Here is an 11,556-nt window from a genome sequence, read left to right on the forward strand (position 1 = left end):
CTTCTTCTTCCCCAACGATGAGGTAAAGGTATTGGTCACAACGAAGATTGTTGGCCATCCTGACTATCCCTATCCATACCCTGACGAAGGTGTCGGGCGATGACTACGCAATCCGCGGAACTCTTCCCGACCAAGGTGATGTGGGGCAGGGTGCTCCCTAAGATGCCAGAGTCAAGCTCAACCCGAAATTGGAGCGTATCTATGGGAACCCGGATGCAGTCTGTTCTCTGCCGCCTTGCTGTGTCCCTGGCAATGCTGGGCACAGCCTGCGCTGTCAGCAGCCCTGCTACCGCGATGGACCTGGTGGGATACAACCACACGAACCAGTATGTGGCCATGTACGTCGTGAACGGGTACCCCGGCGGCGATATTCTCCGGCATGCGGGTGGTGGCAGCTTTGTTTGCTGCATTTTCGTGCCAAGGGAATGGCAGCCGGGCATGACGGTCACTGTGAAGTGGACGGAAGACCGTAACGCCAGCCCGATCTCTTGGCGAACGCGCGTGGTGGAGGTGCCCCCCTACAAGCCTGAGGACATGGGCCGCTTCGCGGTGCACTTCTTCCCAAACGATGAGGTGAAGGTACTGGTTACGACCATAAGGCCCGGGCACCCCGATTATCCCTATCCGTCGCCGCGAGAAGGGAAAGACAAATGATCGAAAATCCCTGGAACTCGTCCCCGCTGGCTTGCTCACTGCCGAAAAGAAAAGCCACCGCCAGTACTGGACTGCTCAAGGTGATACGGGGCGGGGCGCATCCCTCAGATGCCAGAGTCAAACAAGATCAACCCGAAATAGGAGCGTGTCGATGGGAACCCGAATGCAGTCTGTTCTCCGCCCCCTTGCTGTGTCCATGGCGATGCTTGGCGCGGCCTGCGCTGTCAGTCGCCCTGCCACCGCGATGGACCTGGTGGGCTACAACTACACGGATCAGTATGTTGCAGCATATAGCGTCAATGGCTATCCCGGCCCGAATATCTATCCGCACAGCGGCGGCGGCAAGTTTGTCTGTTGCATTTCGGTACCGGGGGAATGGCAGCCGGGCATGACGGTCACGGTGAAGTGGACGGAAGACCGGAATGCGAACCCGATTCCTTGGAAGAATCGAATCGTGGAGGTGCCTCCTTACATGCCTGAAGATATGGGCCGCTTTGCCGTGCATTTTTTCCCAGGCGATGAGGTCAAAGTGCTGGTGACCACGAAGAGGCCAGGTCATCCGGACTATCCCTATCCCTTGCCTCGCGGGAAAGGGGGGCAGCGATGACAACGAGCTCACCAGATCTCTTTCCGACAGGTGGCCTTCGATCATTGTCACCGCGCGAGGCGATGCAGCGCGCAGCAGCGCTTGCTTGCACTTTACCTAAGGACAGTGCACCCGCCTGCACGGGACAAGTCAACGTGAGCATCTTCTTTGACGGTACCGGCAACAACCGTATGGAAGACTACGAGGGAGTCCCCGCCGATGAGCAGGTCAAAGCCATAAAGTCTGGAGTACGGCCCAAGCTGCCGGTGTCGTTTTCCCAAGAGAACCGCAAGCACAGCAACGTTGTGCGGCTCTTCCATGCTCATAAGGACGACGCCGATAGTGGCATCTATGCCCATTACGTTCCAGGTGTTGGGACACCCTTCGCAGAGGTCGGCGATACCGGCGGCACGCTCGGTAGTGCAGCCGCCGCTGGCGGCGAGGCTCGCATCCTATGGGGATTCATCAAGCTGTTGAATTCCCCATACGACTATGTGACCAAGGATGTCTTGATCCCGGATGACAAGGCGAAGTCTATTGTTGACAAGCTATCAAGCATCTTCAGCCCCGGATGGCAGCGGCGTAATGAACTCCGCTTTTTGCAGGAGAAGCTCCAGCTAGCTCTTCGGGGCAAGAAGCCACGGATTGAGCAGATCAACCTATCGGTCTTTGGCTTCTCGCGTGGCGCGGCCCAGGCGCGCACGTTTGCAAATTGGCTGTTTGACGTCTGTGAACAGCAGCAAGGTGGCTGGCTATTTGCTGGCATTCCGATCCGCCTGCATTTTCTCGGCATCTTTGACACGGTAGCCTCGGTAGGGCTTGCGGACTTGTCTGCCAATGGCATTGTGGAGGGCCATCAGGGGTGGGCCGACGACACGATGGAGATCCATCCTGCGATCGAGCAATGCGTGCACTACGTTGCCGGGCACGAGGTGCGCGCCTGCTTTCCGTTGGATTCAGTACGTGTGCGTGAAACATACCCGCCCAACGCTAAGGAGGTCATGTATCCGGGCGCCCATTCCGATGTTGGGGGCGGGTATGCCCCTGGCGCACTCGGTATCTCGCGCGCTACGGACAGTTTCATGAGCACGATTCCTGGTGCAAATATGTACCAGGAGGCCTTAAAGGCGGGCGTGCCGCTCATGCACTGGGAGGAACTTCAGGCCAACGATCGTGCTGACTTGACTCCGGCAGCCCACGTTATCTCGGACTTCAACAACTACCTGCAAGCCAGCGCGATGGGGAGCGGGCCGGTGGAGGAAGTGCATGCGAGGCACATGGGACTGTATTTCAGCTACCGCTTCAAGTACCGCGCCACCTACCAGGACCGGCCCTGGTACCAGTCGGCGTCGCCTGAGCACAAGAGCCATCTCGATAAGACATCAATGACTGTGTTGATTCGGCTAGCCGAGTTGATGCACCGCGTTCCGCCGAATGATCCTCTGTACGACCCTAAGACGGCCAAAACATATCACTCCGCCATGTTCGGCAAGCCGAGCGATATCAAGATGCAGCATCTCTACAAGATCGTCGACCACATCGACATCAACCGGCTGTCGCCCCCGGTGGAGCGCTTGTTCGACCTCTATGTCCACGATTCGATGGCGGGCTTCATTGATATGGGCGTCAACGAACACGCGGTCAATGGCATGGGCCTAATGAAATTCCGAAAGATCTTCGACAAAAACGGGTAACTGTGCTTCGGAGTTTGCCTGGGATCGTAGAAGTCGCTCAGTGCGAAGGGGCGAACGACATCTTTGTTCTATGGCGGGCGCGCAGTGCGTATCTGCCGCCCGGTTCCCCGGATGCGACTTGATGCACATCCTGCAGATCCACAGTCGGGCGTTCATTCAAGGACTCTGCGTGTTTGTGGATGCCTTTCGGCGACTTGGAATTCTCTTACTTTGGAAAGCATGATGGGAAAAAAACTCATTACCGTCGGAGACACGACGACACACGGTGGCAAGGTGATCTCCGGTTCGGAGAAACATCTCTTGCGGGGACGGCCGGTCGCCCGCAAGGGGGATCTGGTGGATTGCCCGCAGCGGTATCCGGACGGTCGGCCTCACGGCATCAACAAGATTGTGGAAGGTGACGAAAAATTCCTGATCGGCGGATGGCCCGCGGCGCTGGACGGTCATCGCACGGAATGCGGTTGCCAACTGATCGGCAGCCTGCCGGGCGTGGTCGGAGGGTAAGGCATGGCGCAAATCATGGAGCGGCCGTTGGTTAGCGGATACCGGCGCGCGCTATTGGCGTCAGGTGGGCTTGCACTCGCGCTGCTTTCGGGGTGCGCGAGCGCTCCGGCCCAAAACGAGCAGATGAAGCTCGATCTTGCCATCGAGGCGAAGTCGACGGTCAATCCCGACGACAAGGGGCGGGCGTCTCCTGTGCTGGTGCGCGTTTATGAACTCAAGACCGAGATCGCCTTCGAGAGCGCCGATTATTTCTCCCTGGATAAGTCAGACAAGACGCTGCTGACGCAGGATCTGCTGGTGCGGGATGAATTCATTCTCCGCCCGGGAGAATCGCGCGATATCGAGCGCAAGCTGAATCCGGACACCAAGGCAATCGGCTTTCTGGTCGGCTACCGGGACCTTGGCCAGGCCACCTGGCGCTCCATCTTCAAGTTGCCGCCGGCACCGGAGATTGCCTGGTACCGAGCCGTCGTTCCGGCGCGCAAGATCAAGCTGCAAGTCGCATTGGACCAGCAGACCATCACAATTACTAAACCTGACTGATTTCATGAGCTGGTACAACAAAGTCGTCTGGAGCGAAGGGCTCTTCCTGCGCCCGCAGCTATTTCAACAGCAGGAGCGCTATCTTGAGCACTACGCTCACAAGCGCGCTGCTGCCCTGAGCCCGTTTTTCTGGGGCTTCCATGAATATGGGATCGATGCGGAAGCGCTCGCGCTAGGCAAACTGGTGGTGTCCGGAGCGGCGGGTGTGTTTCAGGATGGCACGCCCTTTGATGCACCCGCGCACACCATGCTCCCCGCGCCGCTGGCGCTGCTCCATGAGCACCTGAACCAGGTCATCTACCTGGCCGTGCCGATTCGCACACCGAATGCGGAGGAGACGAGCTTCGGCGAGGCTACGGACTCGCTAGCGCGATACCGGGCATTCGAGGAGGATCTGCTGGACGCGAACTCGATTGCACAGGGTCCCAAGCTGGTCCAGCTTTCGGACCTCAGGCTTCGGTTGCTTCCAGGGAAGGAACTGACGAAGTCGTGGATCGGGTTGCCATTGGCGAGGGTCACGGAGATTCGAGCCGATGGCAGTGCCAAGCTGGACCCTGGCTTGATACCGCCCGTCAACGTGTACCCGGCCAGCGGCCAGTTGATGACGTGGCTGACGGAAATCCACGGCTTGCTGCACCTGCGCGCCAATTCGATGGCCGAGAATCTCACCGCGGGGAGCACCCGAGGCGGGGATGCCGCGGAGATATCGGAATACCTCATCTTGCAGCTGCTCAATCGCTATGAGCCGGTACTGACGCATTTGCTGGACGCCAAGGCGGCGTCGCCGGAAACGCTCTATCTGCACCTTTGCGCGTTGGCAGGTGAGCTCTCGACCTTTGTGCGAACCGACACGCGGCGTCCGCGAAAGTACGATCCGTATCAGCACGGGGAGCCGCATACCTGCATCAAGCCGTTGGTCGATGACCTGCGCTACTTGCTCAACGTCGTGCTGGAACGTGGGGCGCGGCGTATCGAGTTGCTCGACCAGCCGCACGGCTTCCGGCTTGCCGTGCTGGAGCCTGCGGAGATTCAGCGCTTCTCGACGTTTGTCCTTGCCGTCTTCGCTCAGATGCCCGCCGATGCGCTGCAGCAACAGTTTCCGGCACAGGTCAAGGTGGGCCCAGCCGAGCGGGTGCCGGAGCTGATCCGTTCGCACCTGCCAGGGATTCCCCTGCAGGGCTTGCCTGTGCCACCGCGTCAGATCCCGTTCAATGCCGGCCACATCTATTTCGAGTTGACGCAGAGCCATCCGCTGTGGGAGCAGGTGGCCAATTTCGGCGGTCTTGCCATGCACGTCGCGGGCCACTTTCCCGGGCTGCGGCTTGAACTTTGGGGGGTACGATGAACAAGCCAATCGATCCGGCATCCCTGGCGCCGGATAGCAAGATCCAGCCTGCTGTGCAGGACGGCCAGCAACCGCCGGCCGAGGAAAAGCGCCCGGCCGGCCCCGGGCCGGCCGCGGCCGAGCCGGCCTCCCCGCCGCGCAGGCCGTGGGAATGGCGAGCGCCAGAGACCCTTGAGCAAAAACTCGCGCGCGTCGGGAAGGCGCCGAATCCCCTGCTGGAAGCTGCGCAGCCGCTCATGCTGGCGCTGGCCGGAATGCCGGACAAGCTGCCGGTGACGCAAGCGCAGAAGCCTGACAAAGCGACGCCTGACGAACCGAAGCCCGACGAGGCGAAGTCTGGCGAGGCGACGCCTGACATGAGTGCTGCCCTGGCGCTGCGCCTCCTCCTGGTGGAAGAGCTGCAGGGATTTCAGCAACTTTGCGAGCGCGCCAACATCCGGCGTGAACACGTCGTGGGTGCGCACTACCTGCTTTGCACAGCCCTGGACGAGGCCGCGCACAACAAAGCATGGGGGGGAGACGGCTGGCCGCAACACAGCTTGCTGGTCAGCTTGCATCAGGATACCGAAGGCGGAAACAAGTGCTTCCTGCTGCTTGGCCGGTTGCTGGCCAGCCCCGATGAGCATCTGGACCTGATCGAGATGTTCTACCAGATCCTGTCGCTGGGGTTTATCGGCCGATATGTCAGCCAGACCGATGGGCACCAGCAACTGGATGCCATTCGGAAGCGGTTGTTCAGTCTCATCTCCAGCAAGCGGGGGGAGGTACCGCGGGAGCTTTCCCCGCACTGGCGTGGCGAGCCCGCGGGCCGGCTGAGGCCGTTGCGATCGTTGCCCGTGTGGGTGACGGTTTCCGTGTCGGCGCTGGTGTTGTTTGGGCTATTCGCCTGGTTCAAGTACCAACTGCTGGTCCGTACGCACGAAGTCGAACAGCAGATCCTCGCCATCGGCAAGATCGCGCCGCCGGAGCCGCCGAGGGCGCTGCGCCTGGCTGAACTGCTCAAGGAGGAAATTGCGCGCGGGGTTGTCAGCGTGAAGGAGGATGCAACGCGCAGTGCCGTCACCTTCCGCGGCGACGACATGTTCGGCGGCGGACGGGCCGAGGTCAGTAGCAAGGTCCTGCCGCTGCTGGACAAGGTAGCCGCGGAGATCAACAAGGTGACCGGAAAGGTGACCGTGATCGGCCACAGCGACAACGTACCCATCAGGACACCAAAGTATCCATCGAACCAGGCACTGTCGGAGGAGCGCGCCGCCACGGTGACGGAGTATCTGGCGAGCAAGGGGGTAGCCAAAGGGCGCCTCGAAGCGATCGGCAAGGGCGATACCGAGCCGCTCACCGGCAACAAGACGCCAGCCGACCGGGCGAAGAATCGCCGGGTTGAAATCGTCGTTACGCAGTAACCGAGGTCAAGGGATGGAATTTCTGAAACGTATTGGCGCGGTGTTGTTTTCCCGACAGGCATTCGCGCTCCTGGCGGTCCTGGTCGTAGCGGCGGCCATCTGGTTCATCGGTCCGCTCCTCGGCTTCAACGGCATGCAGCCGTTGGCCGGTGTTGGCATGCGCGTCGTGATCATTGTGYTGCTGATGACRCTGCTACTGTTCTGGCTGGTTGGCCTGCCGATTTCCGCCGTCGGCGCCGCCGCGCTATGCCTGTTGATCTGGCATGCGGGGCCGCTGCTGGCCGTTGGCGCCGGGAAGCCGCTGGCGCCGGCATCGGTGCGCATCGTGCTGATATCGGTCATCGTTTTCCTGTTCGCCGCCTACGCGCTGTATTTGCTGATCAGGCGTGCCCGCACTGACAACCTGTTTCTCCAGCGGGTGCTGAGGATTGGCGGAGAGCCCAAGGAGGTGGTAGCAAAGAAGGATATTGCTATCGTCGATCGGGCCATGCAGAGCGCGGTGCAGAAACTGAAGGGGATGCGCGGCTTGGGGGGGCTTCGCGGCTTGCTCGAGGGCAAGCGCTTCCTGTACGAACTGCCGTGGTACATGGTGCTCGGTTCGCCAGGCGCGGGAAAGACGACGGCGTTGCTCAATGCCGGTCTGCAATTTCCCATTGCGGAGCAGATGAGCGCGGCCGCACGTGCGCACAAGGCTACCGTTCATGCCGATTGGTGGTTCACCAACGATGCGGTCCTGATTGACACGGCCGGCCGGTATGCCACGCATGGGGTGAGTCCCACAACCGATTCGGCCGAGTGGCAGGGTTTCCTGGGCCTGTTGCGCAAGTACCGTACGCGGGCTCCCATCAATGGCGTGCTGCTCACCATCAGCATTACCGACCTGCTTACGCGCTCGCCCGACGAACTGGTGGCACAGTCAGCCTTGCTGCGCGCCCGGCTGATGGAGCTGCGGCGAGATCTTGGCATCCAGTTCCCGGTTTATGTGCTCATTACCAAGCTCGATCAGTTGGCGGGCTTTGCTGAATATTTCCAGGATTTGTCAAGCGAGGGGCGTGCGCAGCCCTGGGGCTTCACGCTCCCCTACGGGGACAAGAAGCGTAAGCGTGGCGAGCCTGCGGTTGACCTCCTGGAGCGCTGCCGTGACGAGATGGAACGCTTGGCCGGGCACCTGCGGGATGAGATCAACAATCGGATGTGTGATGAATTTGACGCGGTCCGGCGCCAACGCTTGTTGACGTTGCGCTCAGAGTTTACGAGCCTGACGCAACCGCTTGTGGAGATGATGGAGCAGATCTTCCTGGATTCGCGCTTCGATGATACCGAGCGGCGCCATATGCTGCGTGGGGTGTATTTCACCAGTGCGACGCAGTCGGAGCACGCGGTGGTCGGTGACTATAGCGGCGTCCATCGCAGGCTGGAGCGAGGGGAGGGCGGCTTTCGCGTTCTGGGTGGACATCCGGGCATTGGCGACGGCATCGCCGTGGACAAGACCAAGGCGATCGGCAATCGAAGCTATTTTCTCCAGGAGGTAGTCAAGCGCATCCTCGTGCCCGAGGCGAATCTGGTCAAGCCGAACCTGCGCTGGGAGTTTCACTTCCGCATGCTGGCCCTGCTCGGCCATGCGCTGACGCTGGTGATCTTGCTGTGGCTGGTTGGCGCCCTGTACAAGAGCTTCGGCCACAACGCGAACTACGTGGCCGCGGAGGGGGAGAAAGCCTCGGCGCTGGCCGCCACGCTGACCGCGTACTACAAGAAGGCACAGCCGGACGGGATGCCCGAGGTGCTGGCGGCCGCCCGCGACCTGCCCGCGCACGCCGGGCTGAATCTCGCCGACCCATCGACGGACTGGCACTACGGACTCTATAGTGTGCCGCCCCTGCTGGGCGCGGCCACGCAGACCCATACCACACTGGAGGACAACCTGCTGGTGCCATACCTGGTACGCCGGGTCGAGTCCGTGCTGTCCACCGCCGTCAGCCAGCGCGACGCCAGGCAGACCTACGATACGTTGCGTGTCTACCTGATGCTGCACGACAAGGACAAGTTCCATGCATCCGACGTGCGCAGCTGGGTGCAAAGCGACTGGGCGACGGGCAACGCGGCGGATGCCTTCGGTGGCCGGGTAGCGGTGATCGAGCACCTGGACAGCCTGCTGGACGGCACCCGGGCGGTGCAGTCGCCCTACGCGAAGAACGAGGCCCTGATCCGTTCGGCGCGCGATTTTCTGGACGGCGATACCTCTATCGAACGCCTGTACGACCGGGCCAAGGCGGCCATGATGGAGGAGGCGCCGCAGGATTTCACGCTGGTGCGCGCGGTGGGGCCCCAGGCGGGCACGGTCTTTACCCGCGCGAGCGGTGAGCCGCTGGAGCGGGGCATCCCCGGGATCTTCACCTACGCCGGCTACCATGACGTGTTCAATGCACGGCTGCCAGAGTTCGTCGGCAAGGCCCAGGCCATCGATGCGTGGGTGATGGGGCGGGGGACAGGGCCCGGCGCTCAAAAAAAAACGCTTGAGAGCGCCGCGGGCAAGCTGACCGGTAGCGATCCGCTGACGCGCGAGATCCGTCGCCTGTACCTGAACGAGTATGCCCAGCACTGGGAGACATTCCTTGGCGATATCCGTACGGTCACAGGCAACAACCTGGCCTTCGACCTGGAAATCCTGCGCAACTTCGCCGCGCCGGACTCGCCGCTGGCCCGGTTGGGCCGGGTGGCGGTGCAGGAAACCACGCTCAGCCGCCCGCTCGATCCCGAGGAAAAGTCTCTCGCCGAGAAGGCGCTGTCCATGCTGGACAAGACGACCGACAAGGTCAACGCCCTGACTGCCCGTGCCGAAACCCGCCAGGAACGCGAGGTGGTCGACAACCGCTTCGCCGCGCTGCGCGAGGTGGTCACCGGCCAGGCGGACACGGCGGCCCCAGGCGCGCAAGCCGCCGGCGGCAAGCCGCAGCTGGATGCCATCGCCGGGATGGTCAATGCCTATTACACCAGCCTGGTGGTGGCCAACAACGCGCTGAACACCCGCAACCTGCCACCCCCGGCGGATGCCGGGGACCAACTGCGCATGGAAGCCGCCAAGCTGCCGGCGCCGTTCAAGGCGGTGCTGGCGGACCTGGTGGTGCAGGGCACCCGGGACGTCAACAAGGGCGTGGGCGACATCCTGATCGCCCAGATGGACGCGGTCATCGGCGAAACCTGCCGCAGCGCCATCGACGGCAAGTATCCGTTCACGCCAACCTCGGTGCAGGACGTGGACCCGGAGGACTTCGCCCGCGTCTTCGCCAACGGTGGCGTGCTGGACGACTTCTTCCAGAAGGTGCTGGCCCCGCACGTGGACACCACCATCTCGCCTTGGCGCTACAGGCTGACCGCGCCGGACGTGCCGCCGGTCGCCGGCCCGAGCCTGGTCCCGTTCCAGCGCGCCAAGGAGATCCGCGAGGTGTTCTTCCGTGAACCGGGAGCCAGAAAAATGGCGTGGAAGGTGGATCTGAAGGTGGTTGAGCTCGATCCGCAGATCGTCGAGCTCAACATGGATTTCGATGGCCAGAGCCAGCGCTACGTGCACGGCCCGGTGATTCCGCTCAAGGTGACCTGGCCTGGCCCGCGCGGCGGGCAGGCGGCCGAAATCATCGCCAGTCCGCGAATTCGCCCGGATACCTCCGCGTTGACCGCCAACGGCCCATGGGCACTGATGCGTGTCATCGCCAAGGGCAAGCTTGCTGGCTCTGCCACCGCCAGCCACTTCCTGGCGGAGTATGACTTCGACGGCCGCAAGGCCAAGCTCGACATCAACACCGGGAGTCTCGCCAATCCATGGACCACCGGCCTGCTGCAAGGCTTCCAATGCCCCGGGAGGTCAGGCTGATCACGGTGCCGCAGGTCTACGGCAAAGCGGCCCGCACGGGCGGGCTTTGTTAGCCGTAGTGCGCTGCCGGGTCCRGTAGCGGCGTCGCGGCGGCGCGCCCCGGACGATCCCACTCAGGCAACACATGCCCTCCCGCGTCAGGAGAAGAGATGCGACAGAAGACCGGGCAGAATGATCTGGTCCAGTGGGGCCGCACCCTGCAGGCGACGACCCGATGCAACGTAGGCCGGGTGGCGGCCCTTCTGGCCTGGCTGCTGGCCGGCTGCGCTGGCGGCAGCGGCATCTCGACTGACCGCTCCGACAAGTTCGTCTATGCCTCGCTGGGCGGGGTCAATCACACCGCCAAGTACATCCATTCGTTCTCCATCGATGGGCAATGGGGCGGCAATATGGATGCCTACGGCAGTACGTCGGGAACGTGTTGCGTGGGCGTGCCGCGGGTCTACCGTCCCGGCATGCAGGTCAAGGTGAGCTGGAACGCGCCCGAGGGAAGGACCGATGTCGTCAAGACCAAGGTGGCCGAGGTCGAGCCCTACACCGAGGCCGGCACCATCTATGCCCATATCTTCCAGGACGACGTGGTCCGCGTGGTCATATCGGCGCGCTACGACTCACATAGCCTCAACCACCCCATTCCCTATCCGGTTAATCCGAACAAGTCGAAGGAGCCCCAACAATGAAATGCGATATCGCAGCACCGCGGCGCATTGCCCTCGGCAAGGCCATTCTCCTGTCCCTGTTTCTGGCCGGCTGCGCCGGTGGCAGCGGCATCTCGACTGACCGCTCCGACAAGTTTGTCTATGCCTCGCTTGGCGCATCTCCTTATACAGAAGTCATGAGTCCTCAGCCCGTAGCGCCAGGATCATGAACGCAGCATCCATGGTTCGCTGCATGCCGATCCAGATCGTTTTGGCGCCGGGCTCGCCATCACTCTTGCGGCCCAGGAAACCACCCAGTGA

10 protein-coding genes are annotated in these 11,556 nt (G+C 62.1%); 9 read left to right on the plus strand and 1 reads right to left on the minus strand.

What is annotated here, in order from left to right:
- Nucleotides 1-201 precede the first annotated feature (201 nt).
- From AC1DKD_RS33155 to AC1DKD_RS33195, 9 genes are all read left to right on the plus strand, one after another.
- The gene (locus tag AC1DKD_RS33155) at nucleotides 202-654 is read left to right on the plus strand and encodes a DUF3304 domain-containing protein (RefSeq protein WP_441631790.1); all 453 of its coding nucleotides are present in this window, start codon (nucleotides 202-204) and stop codon (nucleotides 652-654) included.
- Between the two features lie 151 nt (nucleotides 655-805).
- Nucleotides 806-1,261, plus strand: a complete 456-nt coding sequence (locus AC1DKD_RS33160; protein ID WP_477111910.1) for a DUF3304 domain-containing protein — start codon at nucleotides 806-808, stop codon at nucleotides 1,259-1,261.
- A gap of 134 nt (nucleotides 1,262-1,395) precedes the next feature.
- Complete coding sequence (locus AC1DKD_RS33165; protein ID WP_441631786.1) at nucleotides 1,396-2,934, plus strand: T6SS phospholipase effector Tle1-like catalytic domain-containing protein; 1,539 nt, start codon at nucleotides 1,396-1,398, stop codon at nucleotides 2,932-2,934.
- Nucleotides 2,935-3,156: 222 nt separating this feature from the next.
- Complete coding sequence (locus AC1DKD_RS33170) at nucleotides 3,157-3,438, plus strand: PAAR domain-containing protein (RefSeq protein ID WP_441631850.1); 282 nt, start codon at nucleotides 3,157-3,159, stop codon at nucleotides 3,436-3,438.
- 3 nt (nucleotides 3,439-3,441) lie between these two features.
- Nucleotides 3,442-3,981 carry a type VI secretion system lipoprotein TssJ gene (gene tssJ / locus AC1DKD_RS33175; protein ID WP_441631784.1) on the plus strand — a complete coding sequence of 180 codons (540 nt, stop codon included), beginning with the start codon at nucleotides 3,442-3,444 and terminating at the stop codon, nucleotides 3,979-3,981.
- A 4-nt stretch (nucleotides 3,982-3,985) separates the two neighbouring features.
- Nucleotides 3,986-5,326 carry a type VI secretion system baseplate subunit TssK gene (gene tssK, locus AC1DKD_RS33180; RefSeq protein ID WP_441631782.1) on the plus strand — a complete coding sequence of 447 codons (1,341 nt, stop codon included), beginning with the start codon at nucleotides 3,986-3,988 and terminating at the stop codon, nucleotides 5,324-5,326.
- Between the two features lie 53 nt (nucleotides 5,327-5,379).
- On the plus strand, nucleotides 5,380-6,729 hold the full coding sequence (gene tssL / locus AC1DKD_RS33185) for a type VI secretion system protein TssL, long form (RefSeq protein ID WP_477111909.1): 1,350 nt from the start codon (nucleotides 5,380-5,382) through the stop codon (nucleotides 6,727-6,729).
- Nucleotides 6,730-6,742: 13 nt separating this feature from the next.
- The gene (gene tssM, locus AC1DKD_RS33190) at nucleotides 6,743-10,597 is read left to right on the plus strand and encodes a type VI secretion system membrane subunit TssM (protein WP_441631778.1); all 3,855 of its coding nucleotides are present in this window, start codon (nucleotides 6,743-6,745) and stop codon (nucleotides 10,595-10,597) included.
- A gap of 149 nt (nucleotides 10,598-10,746) precedes the next feature.
- A complete protein-coding gene (locus tag AC1DKD_RS33195; RefSeq protein ID WP_441631776.1) occupies nucleotides 10,747-11,277 on the plus strand; it encodes a DUF3304 domain-containing protein in 531 nt (176 codons plus the stop codon).
- A gap of 153 nt (nucleotides 11,278-11,430) precedes the next feature.
- On the opposite strand, the gene AC1DKD_RS33200 is transcribed toward AC1DKD_RS33195, so the two are convergent.
- Nucleotides 11,431-11,556: IS4 family transposase (locus AC1DKD_RS33200; RefSeq protein ID WP_477144204.1), on the minus strand; the 126-nt coding region annotated here is incomplete at its 5' end.

The organism is Cupriavidus sp. 05T313 (assembly GCF_056396665.1).